The following is an 18,798-nucleotide window of genomic DNA, read 5'->3' as shown; positions in this document are numbered from 1 at the left end:
CAGGGTTGCTAGGATTGTCGTCGACGAGCTTGGGACGGCGCGCAGGGACCATGAAACCCGGGGTCATGATCGGCATCATCTCTGACACGCATGGCCTCTTGCGCCCCGAAGCGCTGGAGCCGCTCAGGGGAGTCGACCACATCATCCATGCCGGCGACATCGGAGCCCCTGAGATCATCGCCACGCTCCACGGGCTTGCGCCCACCACCGCCATCAGGGGCAACATCGACAAAGCGGCTTGGGCTCAACTTTATCCCGCCAGCACCACTCTTCGTCTGGGTGGCCTCGGTATCCACGTGGTGCACGACCTGGCCGACCTGCGTCCCGATGCCCTGGAGCCCGACATGTCCGTGGTGGTCTACGGCCACTCGCACCGCGCCAAGGTCGAGACGCGGCGTGGGGTGCTGTTTCTGAACCCGGGCAGCGCCGGTCCGAAACGCTTCAAGCTTCCGGTCACGGTGGCGACCCTCGGGATCGATTCCGGTCACTTGACGCCCGAGATCCATGTCCTTGCAGTGTAGCGATCACGGAGGAGCGCCTGACGCGGGCGGCCCCGCAGGGGCGCTCCATGCACATCGGTCCCGCCCTACCCACGCATGACAACCGCTCCCGCCAGTCATTCTCCCAGGCATGGGGCCTGCGCCGCCCAATGAGGCAACAACCGGAGTGCGCCCGTCCACCCACATGATCCACATCCGCAACAGGCCTCCCTGGGCGTCTTGCGCACCAGGCCAGCAACCCTGAGCAGCTTGAGGCCGGGATGGGCCTCCAGGACGCGCTCTACGCCCATGGTCCTGGCCCCATTGGGCAGCGCCGCGGCAGGGATCTTCCCGAGCGCCGCAGCAGGAGAAGGGGTGTCGGCAGGAGTGCAGACGCCACGCTGCGGTTCAAGGGTGCCCCGGTCTCCATCGGCTCGGTCCCGCAGCGTTGCGAGGTTCATCCATGGTCCGGGATGCCCTGAGCGCCCGGCCAGCAGGGGCGTTCGGTCGCCTGACGCGAGGCAAAGGCCCCCCGCAGGCGGATCAACAGCGTGAGCCGCCCTTCAGCGCACCTCGACAGTGACATGCGCCAGTTCGTGCACGGGCCTGAGCCGGGCGTGAACCGCCTCGACATCGACCGGGCCCGTGACGCTGACGATGGCCGCATGGGCGTCGGGCCCCACGCGCCAGAGATGGAGGTCGGTGATGCGGGCGTCGCCCGCGCCTTCCACCTGCTCGCGCACCTCCTCCTCCAGCGCGGGATCGGTGGCATCGAGCAGGACCAGGGCGGAGTCGCGCACGAGGCTCCACGACCAGCGCGCGATCACTATGGCGCCCACGATCCCCATGGCCGGGTCGAGCCAGACCCAGCCCAGCGTGCGGCCCGCGATCAGCGCCACGATGGCCAGCACCGAGGTGAGCGCGTCGGCCAGGACGTGAAGGTAGGCCGCCCGCAGGTTGTTGTCGCCCTGGCGCCCCAAGGGGCCGTGCGCCTGCTCGTCCTCGTGATGGTGGGGGCCGTGATCGTGCGAGTGGTCACGGTGATGGCCGTGATCATGCGGGTGGTGCCCGTGATGATGGCCATGGCCGAGCAGAAGGGCGCTGATCAGGTTCACGGCGAGCCCGAGCACGGCCACGAGGATGGCCGACCCGAAGGCCACCGCCTGGGGCTCGAGGAGCCGGGCCAGGGACTCGATCGCGATGGCAACCGCCACCACGCCCAGGAGCAGCGCCGAGGAGAAGCCGGCCAGGTCGCCCACCTTGCCGGTGCCGAAGGTGAAACGCGGGTTGCGGGCATGGCGCCTGGCAAAGGCATAAGCCGCCGCCGCGACGCCCAGAGCGCCCGCATGGGTGGCCATGTGGACGCCATCGGCCAGCAGGGCCATGGAGCCGGTCAGATAGCCCGCCACGATCTCGCCCACCATCATGAGGGAGGTCAGCCCGACCACGGCCAGGGTCCGGCGGGCATTCGCATCGTGGTCGCGGCCCAGGAACACGTGCTCGTGGGTCAGGGCGTCCCGAGCATGGTCATGGTCGTGAATGGCATGGTCGTGGGGCATGGGCGTCCTCACCTCGCGTAGCGGCGGATGGCAGCGATCAGGTCCTCGGCGCCTTCGGCGCGGGCCGCCTCGGAAAGGTCGGGGTGGGCCACGTGCTCGCGCACATGGTCCTCGACCAGCTCGTCCATGAGCCCGAGGACGGCACCGCGGATGCTGGCCACCTGATGGAGGACGACCGAACAGCCTGCCTCCTCGGCGATGGCCTTCTCGATCGTGGCGACCTGGCCGGCGATGCGACGCACCCGGGCGAGGAGGTGGTCTTTGTTGGTCTTGGTATGGGACATGGGATACCCCCCTATACCATCCTGAGGGCAGGAGAAACCCGTCGCGCCGTGGCAGGTCGCCGCACGGCTCCTGCAAAGCCTGATCCCTAAAGCCGTCCTGAGGGCGCAGGGACCCTGCACGGATCTCCGGACCGCGCGAGATTCCGGCGGGGTGCTCTGACAGGTGGGGGACCACCTTGGTCGTCCCAGTCATGGCGCATCGTCATGGACATGGCCGCTCGCAACTCCGGCCCAAGGCGGTGGACGACCACCGGGGCCATCTTCCGTCACCGAGGGTCCCCGTTCCCTGCCACTGGGGTTCGGCTGGGGCTCCGCACGGCCCGGAGGGCCTGCGCAGGACCGGCCCGAGCGCCGGGAGCCATCCTGCTCCTGGCCATGAAACCCAACCTCGCGCGCTCCTGTTCTCCCCGGAGGCCATCGAGGTCTATGGAAGCAGGTGCCCGCCATGCCCGACCGCGACAGAAGCGAGACCCTGCTGAGGCAGCGCAAGGTGCTGGCCGACTTCGGCGACGTGGCGCTCCAGTCCGAGGACCTGGACGCGGTGCTGGCCGAGGCCTGCCGGCTGGTGAGCGCGGCCCTGGGCACCGGCCGCGCCAAGGTCCTGGAAATCGAGCGCGGCCGCCAGACCCTGTTCGTGCGCGCCGGCGTGGGCTGGGCCGCGGGCGTAGTGGGCCAGCTGCGCCTGTCGATGAAGGAGCACTCCTCGGAGACCTTTGCCATCGAGGCGGGCGAGCCCGTCGTCACGCAGGACATCGCCCGCGAGGACCGCTTCGACGTGCCCGATTTCATGAAGGACGAGGGCGTGGTGGCGCTGGTGAACGTGCCGATCTTCCTGCCGGGGCGGCGGGCCTATGGCCTACTCCAGGTCGACGACACCGAGCCCCGCGACTTCGACCAGGACGACATCGAGTTCCTGCGCACCTACGCCACCATCCTGGGACCGGTGATCGACCGGCTCTTCAAGCTCCGGGACCTGCGCGCGACGGAAGAACGCTTCGGCGCCTTCGTGACCGCGAGCAACGATGTGGTCTATCGCATGAGCCCCGACTGGCGCGAGATGCGCGAGCTTCAGGGGCGGGGACTCCTCGCCGAGATGCCCAGGCCCACCGGGAACTGGCGGGAGCACTACGTCCACCCCGAGGACCGGGACAGGGTGCACGCCGCCGTCGACGAGGCGATCCGAACCCAGGGCCTCTTCGAGATGGAGCACCGGGTCAGGCATCCCGAGGGCCGGACCGCCTGGGTGCTGTCGCGGGCCGTGCCGATCAAGGACGCGGACGGCCACATCGTCGAGTGGCTGGGCGCCGCGCGGGATGTCACTGCCCGGCGCGAGGCTGAGAAGGCGCTGCGCGAGCGCGAGGGGCGGCTCCAGAGCGTGCTGGGGGGCATGGGCGAGGCCTTCGGCCTCATGGACCGCGACTTCCGCATCCTGATCTTCAACGAGGCTGCGCTGCGGCTGGAGACGCGACCCCTGTCGGAGATCGTCGGCCGCAGCCATTGGGAGGTCTACCCAGGCTCCGAGGACAGCGAGATCGGCCGCCGGTTCAAGCGTGCCTTGGCCGAGCAGCAACCTGTCTCCCTCGAGCACCGCTACACCTGGCAGGACGGCACCGCGCGCTGGCTGGAGATGCGGGCCTATCCCGTGCCCGAAGGGCTCGCGGTGTTCTGGCATGACATCTCCGAGCGCAAGGAGGCCGAAGCGGAGCGCCTGAGCCTGGCCCTGCAGAACGCCGAGATCCTGGAAAGCATCTCGGACGCATTCTACGCCGTCGACCGGGACTGGCGCTTCACCTACGTGAACCGGGAGACAGAACGGTGGTGGGGCCGCTCGCGCGAGGAGCTCCTGGGCCGGGTCTACTGGGAGGAGTTTCCCCAAGCCGTGGGCTCGGAGCCCTACAAGGCGCACCGGCGCGCGGCCGAAACGCGCGAGGTGGTCCGGCTGGAGTCGGTCTCCCCCATCCTGGGCCACTGGGTGGACATCAGCATCTTCCCGACCCCGGACGGCGGGCTGTCAGTCTACTTCCGCGACATCACGGACAAGAAAAAGGCCGAGGCCGAGCGGCTGAGGTCCGAAGCGGCGTTGCGCGAGAGCGAGGAGCGCTTCCGCGCCATCGTGGAGACGGCGACCGACTACGCCATCTTCACCACCGACGCGGAGGGCCGCATCGCGATCTGGCCCAAGGGGACCCAGGAGGTGTTCGGCTGGTCTGCCGAGGAGGCGGTGGGCCAGCCCATGGAGATCACCTACACGCCCGAGGACCGGGCGGCGGACGTGCCCGCGAAGGAGCGGCAGACGGCGCAGGAGGAGGGCCATGCCCCGAACGTGCGCTGGCACCTGCGCAAGGACGGGGCGCGGGTGTTCATCGACGGGGTGGCGCGCCCGCTCACGAACCCGGACGGCACCGTCACCGGCTTCGTCAAGGTGGGCCAGGACGTGACCGAGCGGCGGGCCACCGAGGAGGCGCTGCGCGAGAGCGAGGCGCGCTTCCGGCAGTTCGGGGAGGCGTCCTCGGACGTGCTCTGGATCCGCAACTGCGAGAGCCTGGCCTACGAGTATCTGAGCCCCGCCTACGAGACGGTCTATGGGCTCCCCCGCGAGGAGGCGCTGCGCGGCAACCAGGTCTTCCGCTGGGTGGAGCTGGTGCATCCCGAGGACCGGGAGAAGGTGCTGGACCTTCTGCGGCGCGTGCGGGCGGGCGAGAACGCGACCGAGACCTATCGCGTCATCCGGCCCTCGGACGGTCAGACCCGCTGGATCCGCAACACCGACTTCCCGCTGCGCGATGCGGACGGCCGCGTGCAGCGGATCGGCGGCCTCTCGCACGACACCACCGAGGAGATCGAGGCCCGCGAGCGGCTCGAGATGCTCGTGACCGAACTTCAGCACCGCACGAGGAACCTGATCGGCGTGGTGAGCTCCATCGCCAACCAGACCATGGCGCACACGGGCCCGACGGAGGCCTTCCGCGAGGAGTTCAACCACCGCATGGCCGCGCTCTCGCGCGTGCAGGGATTGCTGTCCCGCGCACAGGTGGAGCCCATCACCCTGCACGCGCTCCTCAGGCTGGAACTGGACGCCTTGGGGGCCAAGGAGGGCGAGACGGTCCGGCTCGAGGGTCCCGCGGTGAGGATCCGCCCCACCATCGTGCAGACCTTGGCCCTGGTCATCCACGAACTGGCCACCAACGCCCGGAAGTATGGCGCCCTGTCGGGTCGAGGAGGGAGGCTCAGCGTGATGTGGCGCCTCCACCAGGTTGAAGGCCAGCGGCAGGTCCATATCGAATGGCGCGAGGAGGAGCTGCCGCCGACGCAAACGGGCCCCTCCTCCGCCGCCGAGCGGGGGGGCGGCTACGGGCGGCGGCTCATCGAACGGGCGCTCCCCTACTCATTGGGCGCCCAGACCACCTACGAGCTGGGAGACGCGGAACTCCGCTGCACCATCGACCTCCCGCTCGACCGCGAGCCGCAAGGCCGATAGGGTAAGCCATGGCCAGCGCCAGGACCCTTGCCGGACAGAAGATCCTCATCGTCGAGGACGACTTCTTCATCGCCGACGACTTCACCGCCATCTTCGAAGGCGCGGGGGCCGTGGTGGTCGGACCGGCGGCCACCCTGGCCGAGGCCATCGCCCTGATCGACCGGACGGAGCGGCTCGACGGGGCGGTCCTCGACATCAACCTGCAAGGCGAGATGGCCTATACGCTGGCCGACGCCCTTAGGGGGCGGGGCGTGCCAATGGTGTTCGCCACCGGTTACGACCGGGGTGCCATTCCCGAACGCTACGCCGACGTGCCCCTCTGCGAGAAGCCTATCGACCCTCGGCAGGTGGCCAGGGCGATCTTCGGTTCACGGGCGTAAGGCCGAACTTCCGTCCACCACCACCACCACCACCTGCTACGGGGGCGGCGTTCACGCCTCATGCACAGGTCAACCCGTCAGGTCCCGAAGCCGAGTAGGCCGGCTCCGGTCCGGCCGCCTCTCCGCACCCGACGGAGCCCCATCTCACCAGGGGCTGGTTGGCCGGCCCGACAGTGAACTCGTTGACCGTGGTGTCCGCCGGCTGGCCGATGGCGAAGGCCACGACATTGGCGATCCGGTCCGGCGAGATCCCGAACCTGTCGTAGATGCCCTGCATCGCTTCGGACGTTCCCTTGTCGCTGATCGTGCCCAGCAGCTCGGTGTTGATGGCGGCCGGGTAGATCGTCGCCGTGCGGATGTTCGTCCCCTCCATGGCGGACTCCATGCGCAGGACCTCCATGGAGTCGCGCAGGAACCACTTCGTCCCGCCATAGACCGCGCCGTTCGGATAAGCCTTGAGCCCGGCCACCGACGAGGTCGCGATGACGTGCCCGGACTTCCGCTCGGTGAAGGTGGGCAGCACGGCCACGACGCCGTTCAGCACGCCCTTGATGTTCACGTCGACCATCTGGTGCCAGTCGTCGGTCTTCAGCGCGGAAAGGGGCGAGTTCGGCATGATGCCGGCATTGAGGAAGATGACGTCGACGCCGCCGAAGGTCTCCTGGGCAAGCTTCACGATGGCGTCGTTGTCGGACGGACTGGTCACGTCCAGCTCCTGGTGGACGGCCTGACCGCCGTCTCTCGCGGTCTCGTCGGCGATCCGCTTCAGGTTGTCCGCGCGCCGCGCGCCAAGGACGACCTTGGCGCCCTGACATGCGAGCAGCTTCGCGGTCGCTTCGCCGATGCCCGACGATGCCCGACGATGCGCCGGTAATGATGACGACCTTGTCTTTGATCATGATGGGCCTCTGCTGCGGGAGGCGTGGGTGGAGGCGATCACCTCGCCGGGAAAGTTGGCTGGTCGTCTCCTCGATCGCCCGGTCGCGGCGGCGAGGGCACGTCGAAGACGTTGGGCTCCGGCCATGAGCGGGGCCGCTCGGGCGAAGCTAGGCAGGCGGAAGCGCGCGGGCGCTGACGAACGCGACCACCGACCCAAGGGCCAGGATCGCGGCGCTGCCCGTGACGTCCGCGACCGGACCGGCCGCATCGAAGACCAGGCCGCCGACGGTCGCACCAAGGGTGATGGCCAGCCGGATCACCGCGACCTGAAGTCCTCCGCCGGCCTCGGCGTCCTCGGGCAGGGTCCGCGCGAGCCAGGTGCCCCAGACCACCGGCCCGCCCGTTCCGATCAGGCCCCACAGCGCCAGGAGACCAGCCACGGCCCAAGTGGAGGCCCCGAAGAGTGCCAGGGCCAGCGCGAGCCCGGCCATGACCAGCGGGACCGCCACGAGCGTGACGGACAGGCTCGCCCGGATGGCGTGGGCGGTCAGAAGGGTGCCGACGAGGCTCGCCACGCCGTTGACGAGGAGGAGGGCCGACAGCCTGGACACGCCGACGCCGGTCACCTGCTCGAGGAACGGTCGCAGGTAGGTGAACAGCGCGAACTGCCCCATGACGAACAGCAGGATCGCGCCCATGCCGACCCGCAACCGGCTGTCCCTGAGGAGCCGAAGGACGTTGCCGGTCTGGCCCTGCCCGCTTGTGGGCAGCCGCGGGAGAGCCATGGCCTGCCAGAGGGCGGCGGCGAGAGCCAGCGGTCGGTCATCAGGACGAGGAAGTCGGGCGCGAGCGCGACCACCGTGCCCGAGACGGCCAGGAGCAGGGCCATCCCGATCACGACGATGCGCCGGTCGAGGCGGCCCACGACCACCATGATGAGCAGGCTGGTCATCACGGCAAAGAGGCCAAAGATGGAAATGGCTTGGCCCGCCTGCCCCTCGGTCAGCCCGAGATCCTGCGCGATGGGCGTGAGCAGGCTCACCGGCATGAACTCGGAGGCGATGAGGACCACGACGCAGAGCGTCCTAGCAAGCACCGCGCCCCAGGCCGGCCGGACCGAGCCATACGCGGGCTCCGAGGTCGCGGAGCTGGTCACGTTGGTGCCGATGACCGTCATGGGTCGGGAGTCCACTTCAGGTTGGCGGCAGGAGATCCGGCGCCCGAACGCCGCCGAGCCTGCCGTCCGTGGCGATGACGCGGGACATAGACCCCGACAGCTCTTGTGATCAGGTGCGTCAGATCGCTTGAGCCTATGGTTGGATGCCATAAATGCGCCGCGAGGACCTGACCGTGTTCCTGGCCGTGGCCGAGGAGCGGAGCTTCACCCGCGCTGCGGCACGGCTCGGGCTCACGCAGTCCACCCTGAGCCACGCGATGCGCGCCTTCGAGGAGCGCCTGGGCGTGCGGCTCCTGACCCGCACCACGCGGAGGGTCGCGCCGACGGAAGCGGGTGAGCGGCTCCTGCGCGCCGCGCGGGCGGGACTCGAGGCGATAGAGGCGAAGCTCGCGGCGCTAACCGAGCTACGCGACACCCCGGCGGGCACGGTGCGGATCACCACCAGCCAGCACGCTTACGAGACAATCCTCTGGCCCGCGCTCGCGCGTCTCCTGCCGCTCTACCCGGACCTGCGCGTCGAAGCCGTCATCGAGCACCGCTTCATCGACATCGTGGCCGAGCGCTTCGACGCCGGCATCCGGCTTGGCGAGGCGGTGGAGCGCGACATGATCGCGGTCCGCATCGGGCCCGACCTGCGCTGGATCGTGGTCGGGGCGCCGGCCTACCTGGAAGGGCGGGATAGGCCGGTGATGCCGCAGGACCTGACGGCGCACCGTTGCATCAACTACCGCCAGACCACGTCGGGGAGCCTCTACGCGTGGGAGTTCGCGAAGGAGGGCCGGATTCTCGACGTCCGGGTCGAGGGGCCACTGGCCGTGAACGACGTGACGCCGGCGCGCGAGGCGGCCGTGGCAGGCCTGGGCCTGGCCTACCTGCCCGAGGACGTAGCGGCAGCGGCTCTGGCCGAGGGTCGCCTTGTCCAGCTGCTGGCGGACTGGTGCCCGCCCGCCCCGGGCTGTCACCTCTACGACCCAAGTCGACGGCAGATCGCCCCGGCCCTGGCCGTGGTGATCGAGGCCCTCCGGCGGCAGGCCCGCTGATCAGGCAACGCACGCGGCAGGTCCGTGGGCCTTGGCTGCGGCGGCGCAGACGTCTCAGGATACGCATCGTCTCATCTCGCGCCCTTCCTGCGGCCCACCAGGAGGTTCCTTGGCAGCGACTGCCCCCTCGGCAGCCTGTTCAACTTCCTCCTCCTGACGGCGGACCTTTCCTGCTTTCCGGCGGCTCTCATCGAGGAGCCGGATCAGCAACTGGTCAGGTTGATCCGGGGCCCTGTCGCGATCGACAAGCCAGCCCGTCAGCTCCAGGCGCACCAGGCGCCAGCCCAGCTGATCGGGGATGATCGGTCGGGCGCGTTGATCGTCAGGGGACGGCCCTCGCTTCTGCGGGTCGTCACGGCACCAGCTCGGCACGGCGAAGTACTGAGAACGGAGCCGCCCACGCCATCAGACCAGGCGTACCCCCTCGCTCCGAGGGGATGCCTCTAGCCGGAGCACCACGTCCTCGGCAAGCGCGAGCGCCGAAGTCAGGCCGGGCGATTCGATCCCGAACAGGTTCACGAGCCCCTCAAGGCCATGCTCGGCCGGTCCCATGACCGCAAAGTCGGCCTGTGGTTCACCGGGGCCGCTCAGCTTTGGACGGACGCCTGCATAGCCGGGGCTCAGGCGGTCGGGATCGATGTCGGGCCAGAAAGCACGCGCTGCGGCAAGAAACGCGGGCTTGCGCCCCGGATCGATGCTGTAGTCGACGTCTTCGATCCATTCCACGTCCGGCCCGAACCGGGCACCGCCCGCCAGATCGAGAGTGAGATGAGTGCCCAGCCCCCCCGGCACCGGCACCGGATAGATCAGGTGCGAGAACGGCACCTTACCCGAGTAGGTGAAATAGACGCCACGGGCGTAGCGGACTCTCGGCCGGAAACGGGCGTCCAGCCCTTCGGTATGATCAGCCAGCGTCCTGGCGTGCAACCCGGCTGCGTTGATCACGTTACGCGCCACTGCCATGGGTTCCGCTTCGCCACCAAGATGAAGGCCCCAGCCCCCCGGCTGACGTGACAGATGCGTAACCTCCGACCGGCCCACGAATGATCCCCCGGCGGCGGAGATCTCCTCAAGGAAGGACGTCATCAGCGCCCGTGAATCAACGATGCCCGTCGATGGCGAGAGCAGCGCAGCCTGGCAGTCCAGAGCAGGCTCCAGAGCGCCGACCTCGGCCCGCCCCAACCGCCGGAGGTCCTCCACGCCCGCTCCACGCCCGTTCGCCTCGATGGCATCAAGGACCGCCTCGTCGGATGGCCGAGTGGCGAAGATGATCTTGCCCAGTTGCCGGTGAGGCACGCCCCTGCGCCGGCAGTAGTCGTAAAGCAGAGCTTTTCCACGTACGCAGAGCGCCGCCTTCAGCGAACCCGGAGGATAATACAGGCCCGCATGTATGACCTCGCTGTTGCGCGAACTTGTGTGCAGGCCGAAATCCATCTCACGATCGAGCACGAAGACTTCGTGGCCCAAGACAGCCAGCTGACGTGCAATCGCGAGGCCTATGACGCCCGCGCCGACCACTACCGAGTCGATGATCTCAGTCATGCGGAAGACATACCGGGCCTTGGCTCCTCCTCAAACGTCCGGATGGTCAGGTCACCGGCCCTCCGCCCGGAGCTCTGGACTGCGTTGAGCTGGCTGATCATCCAGCACGACCTGGGCCAAGGACGGGAACACGATCCTGGAAGGATCGAAGATCAGCGGGGCGCGGGCGACGCGGTCCCGGCGGACAAGACACCCGGATGGCTCAAAGCACGAAGTCATCCCGCGTCAGGATCAGGGTGGCGTCCAAGCGGATCTCCATGTCAGCGCGGCCATCGCCGTTGATGTCGGCAAAGATGCGGGTCTGTCCGGGGACGCTCGTCGTGTCGGCCCGCAGCTGCCCGGCCACCCGGGAGAAGGCGCTGTCGCCGATGAACGTGAAGTCCTGGTTTCCGGTCACCAGCGAGTTCGCATCGATGGCCGACAGGTCGATGTCGTCGAGACCGACGTCGAAGCCGAGGATGGTATCCGCCGTCGTGCCCCGGCTGTCGGTCGCCGCGAAGTAGACGAAGTCGTCCTCGCCGGCTCCGCCCGACAGGCTGTCGGCCCCGGCCCGCCCGGCAAGGCGGTCCCCTTCCGGACCGCCCAGGATGGTGTCGTTGCCCGCGCCGCCGTCGACCAGGGTCAGCCCGGACCACCTGATCTCCGCGTAACTGATGACGTCGGCCCCGGCCGTCCCCGAGAGCGTCACATTGGCGAAGGTGGTGGTCACCACTTCGACGTTCGCGAGGTTGCCCACCGAGACGGTGATGCCCGTGGTCCCGATCTCGACCGTGTCGAGGCCGCCGCCGCCGTTGATCTGGTCGGTCCCGGGACTCGGGCCGATGAGAAAGCGGTCGTCGCCCAGACCGCCATTCAGCACATCGCTGCTGGTGCCGCCGTCGATCACGTCGTTGCCGGCGCCCCCGTCCAGGCTGTCCGTGCCGCTGCCGCCCAAGATCGTGTCATGGCCCGCCGAGCCGACCAGGGTGTCGTTGCCGGAGGCCATGTCGATGGCGGTAATCCCGGTGAGCGTGACGCCCGCCAGATCGAAGGTGTTGGCCGCGCCGGTTCCGACGACCTTCACATTGGCAAGGCCATTGGCCGAGATCTGTTCGATCCCCGAAAGGCTGGAAAGGCGGATGAGGGTGCCGGCAACGGTGGCGCGGAGAAGGTCGGTCCCGGCTCCGCCGTTGATCGCGTCCTCCCCAGCCGTGGTGCCGGTGACCTCGATGATGTCCTGGCCCTCGCCGGTGGAGATGGTGTCGTTGCCCGCGCCGCCGTTCACCAGGTCGTTGCCGCCGAGGGTTGTGATGGAGTCGGAGCCCGAGAGCCCTTGCACCTCGTAGGAGCGGTTGTCCGGAGCGGTATAGATGTCGCTGCCGTTGGTCAGGGTCACCTTGAGGCGCGCGGCCTCGGTGACGTTGACCTGGAGCGTTTCGGAGGCGGTGGAGCCGTCGGCCGAGGTGGCCATCACGATGATCTGGTGCGAAGGGGTGCTCGTGGAGAAGCTTGCGCCCGTGGCCACGGTCACCACGCCAGAGGTGGGATTGACGACGAAGCGGCCGCCCGCATCGTCGGTGAGAGAATAGGTGATCGTATTGGTCGTGGCGTCCCCATCGGAGGCCAGGGCCGTGATTCCGACCGTGGTCCCCGCGGCCGCGCCCACATTCACCACGTTGGCAGCGGTGTTGCCGTCGACAGGCTTCGTGACGTCGAACTCGTCCACGTCGATGAGCTCGATCCCAAAGCTCTTGTCCAGGCTTGCTCCGTCCGCGTCCGTCACCCGCACGGTGACGCTGTAGGAGGCCGCCGCTTCGCGGTTGAGCGCCGCGCCCACGGCCACGACCAGCTGGTTGCCGCTGAGGACGAACCGCCCGCCTTCGGAGTCCACGAGCCGGTAAGTCAGGGTGTCGCCGCTATCGGGGTCAGTGCCCATCAGGGCGCCCACCACCTGTCCAGCCGTGGCGGCCTCGGACACGGTGGCGTTGCTGAGCACCAGCGCCACCGGCGCGTCGTTGACGTCGGTGACGCGGACTTGGACGTTCGTGAAGACCGCCGCGGAAAGCCCGTCGGTGACGCTGAGCCTCAGGTCGTAGATGTTGTCCGCCCCCACATCGCCGGGCGCCTCGAAGTTTGGCGGCACCTTGAACGTCAGCGCCCCGGTGGAGGCGTTCAGGTTGAACAGAGCTGCATCCGCCCCCCCGGCGATGGCATAGGTGAGGGCGTCGCTGTTGGCGTCCGTGGCCTGGACCGTGCCGACGGCAAAGCTGTTCTCCGCGACCGTGAAATCGCCTGTCGCAAAGACCGGCGGGCTGTTCGGTGCGGTCGGATTGGGGCGGAAGGTGACATCGGTCCAGTAGTTGGTGGCCCGATAGGTGTTGCTGGGGACCACAAGCCCTGTGCCGTACTCGTAGACGCCGTTCCCGGCCACACCGGTCCCGGTATCCTGGGGAGCATGGACCATGACGAAGGGGTCGGAGAAGGCGTTGTCGTCCAGGCCGTCGAACGCGACATCGTTGGCGGGCGCAAAGAAGCCTTCGGTCGCGACGTAGTTGTTGGCCGTCTTGTACGAGACGATGTAATCCACCCCAGCCACCAGACCGACAGGCACGGACAGGTTCGCCACCTGCCAGCCGGACTGCCCGGCCGTGGAGGTGAAGGTCACGGTTCCCAGCAATGCGCCGTCGCTGGCGCGCCACAGGTGGCCTTCGCGAACATCCGTGTCGCCGGCATCCGAGGTTCCTCGGTAGTACTTGAGCTGGGTTACCGTGCCGGCCTCGCTGACGTTGAAGCGCATCCCCAGTTCAAGGCTCTGGCCGTCATTGTAGGTGCGGGTCGCCGCAGGCAGCGCCACACCAGGGTCGAACAGGCTGAAGGTGGCGGGCCGGGGCGGGGCCGTCACGGTGACCGTGTCCTGGTCGAGAGTGAGCCCGGTGACGTTCAGGCTGTCATCGATGGCGCGGACACGGATGTCGTAGGTGCCCTGCACCGTAGGACGCCACTGATAGCTCCAGTTCGTGGTGCCTTGCGCCGCCTTCCAGGTCTGGCCGCCGTCCAACGAGACCTCGACCAGCGCCACCCGTCCATCCGTTGTGGCGGCAATCCCGTCGTTGTCCGTGGCGGTGCCGGTCAGGGTCAGGGTCGACAGCGCGGCCACCTGGGCGGGCAGGTCGACCATGTCGGCGCGGGCGCCAGTGATGTCCGTGGACTTCACCGCGACTTTGAGCAGCGGGTCCAGGGATCCCGGCTGGATGTCCATGTCCGCGAACATGTTGACGGCGAACTGCTTCAGGAGTGCGCTCTCGATGGTGGCGCCATAGGGCGAGCTGTCGTGCTGATTGCTCAGCCCCCAGCTCCAGAACACCGTGCCGGAGGCAAAGACCAGGGCACCGCTCTCCGGGTCGCGGTAGAGCGTCAGGTTGTGCGTCGCTCGCCCGGGCGCCGTCCTGTTGCCCTGGTCCTGGAGAACCGAGCTCCAATCGACGGTGGTTTCCGACAGCTTGATGAGCCCGGCAGGCCGGTTGGCATCGTCGGGGGACACATCCCATTCATAGCCCAGCACGCCGGGCGCGACGTTCATCTCGCCGTCCGTGGCCGCCGTCCCGCGCCAGACGCGCAGGCCGCCGAAGCCGGCAGGAATGTTCAGAGCGGCTCCGGAGCCTCCACCGGCGTCATCGGCCAGGAAGAGCTGGCCCGTCAGCTGCGTTTCGGCGCAGTGGCAGTTCGGGTAGAGGCCGGAGATGGGGTCGGGGGCGGTGCCTCCCGCGATGTAGTTCCCGGCGGCATCCTGCGCGGCCAGGAAGCGGACGTCTCGCCATGTGCCGGTCCAGGTGTTGGACGGATCGATGTTGGCGTAATCCTCCGGCCCGGCATTCGGGTCGCCATTCGCCCAAGTTTCCTTGTAGCATACCAAAGTGCGGTAGGGCGTGCCGTCGGCGCTGATCGAGGTTTCCCAGCGCGTTTTCCAGTACACTTCGTTGCCGGACCAGAAGAGCAGGTTGACGCCCGCATCGCGTGCGGCCTCGACATTTGCCCGCTGCCCGCCCGACCAGTACTCGTCATGGCCAACCGAGATGAAGGCCTTGTAGTTCTTCAGGTAGTCCGCGCCCAGCCGATCCGTGTCCACGCCCGAGATGTAGGAGGTGCTGTAGCCGTTCTTCTCCAGCCAGGACACCGCCGCATAATCGGCCCCAAAGAGGTAGTCCTGCGGACCTGAGGCCGGGCTTGTCCCGTCTCGCGTGATGAAGGGACGGTTGTAGCTGACGGCATAGGCCCGGTTCTGGGCGCCCCCGCCCGGATCCGCCACGGCGGGGTGGCTTACGGTGCCGCTGGCGTCGCCGTAGAAGTTGGCTCCAACCTGACCGTTGTTGCCGAACCAGCCATTGTAAGCCTGCCAGGTCGTATCGGAGGTCTGCAGCACCACGTCGGCGGCAACGCCGTCGTTGCGCACCACGAAGGGGATCTGGTTGGTCGCTCCGCCGACGGGGTTGCCCGCCGCATCGAGCCGTTGCAGGCGCGCAAGATAAACTCCTGAGACCGCGTCGGCCGGAACGTCCCAGTGATCGGTGATCGACCAGTTGCCGGCGTCCTTGAGTCCGCGGGCCGGGTCATAAAGGGCATTGGGCTGCACCTTGGCGTCCGTGTTGACCCAGGATGCCACCTCGCGTGCGCCGGAGCCGCCATAGTACCCCAAGCGGAAGATCTCGACCTTGTAGTCGCTGCCGGCGCCGCCGTTGACGTTGACGCTGAAGTCGACGCCATGGCCCGCGTTCACGCTGAAATCGCGGGCGAACCCCTCGATCTGCTTGCTCGAGGCCGCATCCCAGTAGGAGCGGTCCATCCTTCCATCGGTCCGTGCGTTCTCCAGCACGATGCGATTGTCCGCCATCACGCCCTCCCAGCCATCTCAGTTCTCAGGGCGGCCGAAGGGGCCGGCCAGTGTCGTTCCTTGGTGGCGGTCCACCCGCCGAGAGCATCCGGCTCAGCTCTCCCGGCCCTTCGGCATCCAGGCGCGAGCCGCCGCCAAAGGGGTGGGGCCGGCGAACCGGGACCCCGGGCGTCAGGCGCCCGACGTCGCGGATCAGGCAAGCGTCGAGCGCGGCCTGAAGACGCTGCTTCTGCAACCCCGTGCCGATGAACACGAGCTCTTGCCGACGATCGCCGAAGGGCACCTGCCATTGCGTGCGGATGCGATTCAGGCTGGCCGGATCTCTCGGCCAGGCCTGTGGCGGCACCGCAGCCCACCACCGCCCCCCGGGCTTGATCACCGTCACCGCTCCGGCCAGGCTGAACTCAAAGGCGAGGTCCGGCTGCGTGGCCACCCAGAAGTGCCCCTTGCCGCGCAGCACGCCACGTAGATCGCTGGTCAGCAGGTCGCGAATGCGCTCCGGTTCGAACGGCGCCCGGGCGCGGTAGACGAAGGAATCGATGCCGTACTCCAGGTCCTCTGGCTTGTGATCGGCGAAGCCGTAGAGTTCGCGCACCCAGCGCGGGTTGCGTCGGGCCTCTTCAAAGGCGAACAGGCCAGTATCCAGCACGGCGCCGACCGGCACGCGCCCATGATCGGCTTCGATCTTGCGGGCCCGTGGGTTCAACCCCGCGAGGATGCGTCGCGCGGCAGCCAGGGCCTCCGGTGGGGCGGAGGACACCTTGTTGAGCACGATCACGTCGGCGAACTCGATCTGTTCGACCAGCAGTTCCACCAGGCTACGCTGGTCGCCGTCGTCGCGGGTCTCTCCTCGGTCCCGGAGGAAGTCGTGACTGTCGAAGTCCCGCAGGAGGTTCACGGCATCGACCACCGTCACCATGGTATCAAGCTCGGCGACATCGGCCAGCGAGCGTCCGTCCTCATCGCGGAACGCGAAGGTGGCGGCGACCGGCAGGGGCTCGGAGATCCCGGTCGACTCGATCAGGAGATGATCGAAGCGACCTTCGCCGGCCAGTCGCCGCACTTCGGTCAGAAGGTCCTCGCGCAAGGTGCAGCAGATGCAGCCGTTCGTCATCTCGACGAGCGCTTCATCGGTATGACTGAGCGCCGCGCCGCCGGTGCGAACAAGGTCAGCGTCGATGTTGATCTCCGACATGTCGTTCACGATGATCGCGACGCGACGGCCGTCACGGTTGTGCAGGACGTGATTGAGGAGCGTCGTCTTGCCGGAGCCCAGGAAGCCGGACAGGACCGTGACAGGCAGGCGTGGACCTTGCGACATGAAGCCTCCGCCAGATCAGAGACACAGGTGTATGGGCCGACATTCCTGCCCGGACCAAGTGCCGCAGAGGGCGTAGCTTCCACGGAGATGTACCCATAAGTGGTAGAGGCTCGGTCAGGCGGACCCGGGTCGGCCCTGAGGCCCTTGCAAGGCGAGTGTTCGGCGTGAACACCGGCCCGCACGAGGCAACGCGAGGCTTTCGACATTCACCTTCGCGGAGGGGCGGGGGACCGCGAGGACCGAGCAGGCGCCTGCCGCGCCCGATCGGCCAGGCTGAAAGTCGCCGGGAGATGCGATCCCCCGATCTGACCTTTGGGACCCCTGGGCCTTCCGTCGCTGACCGGTTGTCCGCGCGCCCTCCCCTCGTGCAGCTTCGCGCCACCACGACCAAGGGAGGACGAGAGGGCGCCGGCGCGGAACGTTGCCGGGAGCCACGCCCGCGCACGCCGGCGGCGTCCAAGGGCATTGCGGGACGTGATCGAGCCGGGCCGGGCCGGAACCAGCGCGAGCCAAGCCGCGATGGCGCCTCCCTCGTCAGCGATGACGGGGCCTTGTCATCATGGATCCAGCCTCGGGCACCACGATGGCCGCTCACCTGTACCCTGCCGCGTCTGAATGAGTCGTGGGCCTGCGCTCGCCCGTCCTTCGACGGCAGAATGGGCCATGAGCCGCCATCCTCCGGGACTGGGCGACGAGCGCGCACCAACTCTGCCGGTTCGGGAACACGCCACCTGCAGGTCTGAAACAGGATCGGCGGGGTTCCTGGTCCTGGGTCGCGTAACAACCGGGTCCATTTCGGGACTCCACGCGGGAACGCGATCGCTTCGGCACCTGCCGCCCCGTTCTTCGGGGGCCGCTCCTGCCCGATAAGGTGGGCGAACCGGTCTCCAGTCTACGCCCTACGATGGGTCGCGGGACCCTTTCGCAGTATGGCGCCTCGCCCGAAGGCGGAGCCCATGGCCAGCCGACCGTGGAGAAGCCCTGTGCATCGGGGGGAAAGGTATCGAACGCGCCGTCGGGCGGGGCCGGCCCTGCGAAAGGAGTAGTCGAACGCCGCGAACCCTCATGGTGAAATCGCTCCTGTTGCTTGTGCAATCGCTGAGGCGGATCATGTCACCAATGGTTTGGACTGCCGCTGCTCTCGCTGTCCTGGGGGGAGCGAGCTGGGCAGGGATGGAATGGTATCGGGCGCCGGACACCAGACCTTCGGCAGCGCCGGTCTGCCAGCCAGCCACGACCGGACAACAGCCCGGCGGTGACGGCAGCAGGTACAAGGTCGTCGACGGAGTGACGGTCGGGGACAACCTTTTCCTGCTGGCCTGGGCTCGTGACGGTTTGGGGGTGCTGTGCCTCGACTCCGGCACCGATGCCTGGCAGCCTGTTGGGCCTAGCAACCCGGACTGGTCCGAAGGGAATGGCTGGTCGGACCCGGCCAACATCGGGACGTTTCAGACGGTTGGGCTGGGCGATCAGCTCTATCTCCTGGCGAGGGCCGACACAGGCATCAGGACCCTGCGTTTCCGGCCCGAGAGCGGCACCTGGGAGACGGTGACGACCAACAGCCCGGACTGGTCGGACGGAAACGGCTGGACCGATCCGGCGAACTACGAGACCATCCAGGCGGTCGGGGTCGGCGATGACCTCTACCTGCTGGCGCGGGCCAATGCAGGAATGGTGACGCTGCGGCTGGACCGCAGCAAAGGCACCTGGGAGACGGTGACGACCAACAGCCCGGACTGGTCGGACGGAAACGGCTGGACCGATCCGGCGAACTACGAGACCATCCAGGCGG

13 protein-coding genes are annotated in these 18,798 nt (G+C 68.2%); 5 read left to right on the top strand and 8 right to left on the bottom strand.

The features are described from left to right. The first annotated feature begins 65 nt into the window (after positions 1-65). Positions 66-521 (top strand): metallophosphoesterase family protein, encoded by a 456-nt coding sequence (locus J3P31_RS16040; RefSeq protein WP_246849587.1) that lies wholly within the window; start codon positions 66-68, stop codon positions 519-521. A gap of 521 nt (positions 522-1,042) precedes the next feature. On the opposite strand, the gene dmeF is transcribed toward J3P31_RS16040, so the two are convergent. Both dmeF and J3P31_RS16030 read right to left on the bottom strand, forming a co-directional pair. Then, on the bottom strand, positions 1,043-2,038 hold the full coding sequence (dmeF, locus tag J3P31_RS16035) for a CDF family Co(II)/Ni(II) efflux transporter DmeF (protein WP_210529508.1): 996 nt from the start codon (positions 2,036-2,038) through the stop codon (positions 1,043-1,045). An 8-nt stretch (positions 2,039-2,046) separates the two neighbouring features. Then, on the bottom strand, positions 2,047-2,322 hold the full coding sequence (locus J3P31_RS16030; RefSeq protein WP_210529507.1) for a metal/formaldehyde-sensitive transcriptional repressor: 276 nt from the start codon (positions 2,320-2,322) through the stop codon (positions 2,047-2,049). Positions 2,323-2,767: 445 nt separating this feature from the next. On the opposite strand from J3P31_RS16030, the gene J3P31_RS16025 reads away from it, so the two are divergent. Both J3P31_RS16025 and J3P31_RS16020 read left to right on the top strand, forming a co-directional pair. Then, positions 2,768-5,800, top strand: coding sequence for a PAS domain S-box protein (locus tag J3P31_RS16025; protein ID WP_210529506.1), 3,033 nt, complete (start codon positions 2,768-2,770; stop codon positions 5,798-5,800). An 8-nt stretch (positions 5,801-5,808) separates the two neighbouring features. Continuing rightward, entirely contained in the window at positions 5,809-6,180 is a 372-nt protein-coding gene (locus J3P31_RS16020) for a response regulator (protein ID WP_210529505.1), read from the top strand. 58 nt (positions 6,181-6,238) lie between these two features. On the opposite strand, the gene J3P31_RS16015 is transcribed toward J3P31_RS16020, so the two are convergent. The 3 genes from J3P31_RS16015 to J3P31_RS16005 all read right to left on the bottom strand — a co-directional run bounded on the left by J3P31_RS16015 (position 6,239) and on the right by J3P31_RS16005 (position 8,236). After that, positions 6,239-7,003: an SDR family oxidoreductase gene (locus J3P31_RS16015; protein ID WP_246849594.1), complete on the bottom strand. Its 765-nt coding sequence runs from the start codon at positions 7,001-7,003 to the stop codon at positions 6,239-6,241. A 223-nt stretch (positions 7,004-7,226) separates the two neighbouring features. Beyond that, positions 7,227-7,757, bottom strand: a complete 531-nt coding sequence (locus tag J3P31_RS16010; RefSeq protein WP_210529504.1) for an MFS transporter — start codon at positions 7,755-7,757, stop codon at positions 7,227-7,229. Then, positions 7,682-8,236, bottom strand: coding sequence for an MFS transporter (locus J3P31_RS16005; protein ID WP_210529503.1), 555 nt, complete (start codon positions 8,234-8,236; stop codon positions 7,682-7,684). The genes J3P31_RS16010 and J3P31_RS16005 overlap by 76 nt, the downstream gene beginning before the upstream one ends. A 152-nt stretch (positions 8,237-8,388) precedes the next feature. On the opposite strand from J3P31_RS16005, the gene J3P31_RS16000 reads away from it, so the two are divergent. Further along, positions 8,389-9,276: a LysR family transcriptional regulator gene (locus J3P31_RS16000; RefSeq protein ID WP_210529502.1), complete on the top strand. Its 888-nt coding sequence runs from the start codon at positions 8,389-8,391 to the stop codon at positions 9,274-9,276. 405 nt (positions 9,277-9,681) lie between these two features. Here J3P31_RS16000 and J3P31_RS15995 read toward each other — a convergent pair whose 3' ends face one another. The 3 genes from J3P31_RS15995 to J3P31_RS15985 all read right to left on the bottom strand — a co-directional run bounded on the left by J3P31_RS15995 (position 9,682) and on the right by J3P31_RS15985 (position 17,006). Beyond that, a complete protein-coding gene (locus tag J3P31_RS15995; RefSeq protein ID WP_210529501.1) occupies positions 9,682-10,818 on the bottom strand; it encodes an NAD(P)/FAD-dependent oxidoreductase in 1,137 nt (378 codons plus the stop codon). Between the two features lie 202 nt (positions 10,819-11,020). Further along, a complete protein-coding gene (locus tag J3P31_RS15990; protein ID WP_210529500.1) occupies positions 11,021-15,685 on the bottom strand; it encodes a N,N-dimethylformamidase beta subunit family domain-containing protein in 4,665 nt (1,554 codons plus the stop codon). A 25-nt stretch (positions 15,686-15,710) separates the two neighbouring features. Beyond that, positions 15,711-17,006 (bottom strand): GTP-binding protein, encoded by a 1,296-nt coding sequence (locus J3P31_RS15985; RefSeq protein ID WP_210529499.1) that lies wholly within the window; start codon positions 17,004-17,006, stop codon positions 15,711-15,713. Positions 17,007-18,071: 1,065 nt separating this feature from the next. Here J3P31_RS15985 and J3P31_RS15980 point away from each other — a divergent pair. Further along, a partial coding sequence (locus J3P31_RS15980; protein ID WP_210529498.1) for a hypothetical protein occupies positions 18,072-18,798 on the top strand: 727 nt, incomplete at its 3' end.

It is taken from the genome of Rubellimicrobium arenae (assembly GCF_017916275.1).
GTDB classification, from domain to species: domain Bacteria; phylum Pseudomonadota; class Alphaproteobacteria; order Rhodobacterales; family Rhodobacteraceae; genus Rubellimicrobium; species Rubellimicrobium arenae.
This window is presented reverse-complemented; position numbering and strand designations above follow the sequence as displayed.